Annotated in this window: 3 protein-coding genes; all 3 read right to left on the minus strand. The window is 35.1% G+C overall.

What is annotated here, in order from left to right; genetic code table 11:
* Positions 1–210: 210 nt before the first annotated feature.
* A complete protein-coding gene (locus HMPREF2572_RS09585; RefSeq protein ID WP_210385305.1) occupies positions 211–456 on the minus strand; it encodes a hypothetical protein in 246 nt (81 codons plus the stop codon).
* Between the two features lie 345 nt (positions 457–801).
* A complete protein-coding gene (locus HMPREF2572_RS09590) occupies positions 802–1095 on the minus strand; it encodes a hypothetical protein (protein ID WP_070498065.1) in 294 nt (97 codons plus the stop codon).
* Positions 1096–1104: 9 nt separating this feature from the next.
* Positions 1105–1683, minus strand: a 579-nt coding sequence (locus tag HMPREF2572_RS15115) for an RHS repeat-associated core domain-containing protein (protein WP_083294219.1), incomplete at its 5' end; no start/stop codon positions are given.

Here is a 1683-nt window from a genome sequence, read left to right on the forward strand (position 1 = left end):
TGTAAGCGAAACGGGTGGTTTCGCCGGTACAGGGGGAAGCGATTTAATAAAGGTCGTCTGAAAGTTATTTTTCAGACGACCTTTATGTTAATTGCTAATGAGATTGTCAAAGAACAAATCTTTCAAACGATCTTGATGAAGGTTTGAAGTCGTCTGAAAAATGTGTGTACTGCGCACGCCCTTAAGTCGGGATTGGAAATTTAATGTAGGCTACGGCTTTCTTACCTCAATATTATTTTTATAAATTTTTATTAGCTTTCCCCTCTCATCATATTCATAAGCAAAATCCATTACTTTATTAGCATTAATATATTTCTCAAATTTAATTAATTTTCCATCTTTATAAAACCCAATATAATAAGATATAGTCTCTTTGCTTTTTCGGATATTGTCTACCTTATCTAAATTGATTTCATCATACAATTTTGCAGGATGGTTATACTTAGGAAAAGTCATCCCTAAATAGTATCTAACAGTCAAATCATTATATTGAGTATTTTTTTAAGTGGTTGTGACATTTTTAAAGCTCCTGTCGAAAGTAAAATAGTTCCAATCATTCCAATCAGTAACTTTTTCATTTTACTTTCTCCAATTTTAAACCTAATTTTTTTATAAAGCCCTCTTGGGATGTGCGTTCTTATAAACCCGCTCATCCTTTTTCAGACGACCTCAAGCGGTATATTCGCCGTACTATACCTGTGTATTTGAAAATTCATACAGACTACGGCTTGCTTGGTGGCATCTGAATTTTTCTCTTACAGGATATTGCCGCCGAGTCGGCTGATATTACATATCAAATAATCATATTCTTGGATATATAACTGTGTATTGATCTCCTAACTCCAACTTGAGTTTTTTCAATAATTTTTCACCTTCGTATTTAAAAATATTTTCTTTCTCTATATTTTCAAATCCAGAGTTTAGAGGTTCATCTATATTTAAGGTTTTATCATATTTATTTGCCCACCCCAACAATTCTTCAGCAAGAGACTTAGATATTGGTAAAGAATATGGATCTATATTTCCAAAATTATCATCATCCATACCCCATATAGGGAAACAATCATAGTCAGGCATTAATTTAATTTTTTTCATTTTATCGTCCTATCTTATTACTCTACCTGCCGGATTTGCACCGACAATAAACCCGTTACTTCCAGTAGTAACCGCGATACGGCTTTTCTGCCCGTTTACCATTACTTCATAAATAGGCCTTCCCATATCTTTTCCTTGATGACCAACAATTTTTCCTTTTGTTACTGCATCCATTACGACAGATGGTACTTGTTCCCTAGATACCCCTATACGAGCAAAATCATCCCCATGTCTTTGGAGAATATGCTCTAACCCTGCCTTAGCATTTCCCTTCTCTAGAAAGACTACTTTTCCTGAGGCATCTCTTCCGGTAGCAATCAAATCATCAGGACTAAATTTTACTCCTTTAGATTTTAATTCGTTGACGTCTTTAGGATCAACTTTACATTTACTACACTTAGATTTAGAAAAAACTTTAGATATTAGTTTGTGAATGGCCTTGAAAAGCCCAGCTCTTAAACCTAAGGTATCAGTCCAAATGTTTGTATTCGGAGCAAACCAATAAAGATTCTCCCCACCCAGCAACCCAATCGGATCCTGATTCACAAACCGACCAGCCTCAGGCTCGTAATAGCGCATCAGGTTGTA

Origin of the sequence: Neisseria sp. HMSC064E01 (genome assembly GCF_001808875.1) — a bacterium.
GTDB classification, from domain to species: domain Bacteria; phylum Pseudomonadota; class Gammaproteobacteria; order Burkholderiales; family Neisseriaceae; genus Neisseria; species Neisseria sicca_A.

Coding starts and splice junctions, on each gene's coding strand:
- HMPREF2572_RS09590 (WP_070498065.1), bottom strand. CDS start 1,095: ATGAAAAAAATTAAATTAATGCCTGACTATGATTGTTTCCCTATATGG.
- HMPREF2572_RS09585 (WP_210385305.1), bottom strand. CDS start 456: ATGACTTTTCCTAAGTATAACCATCCTGCAAAATTGTATGATGAAATC.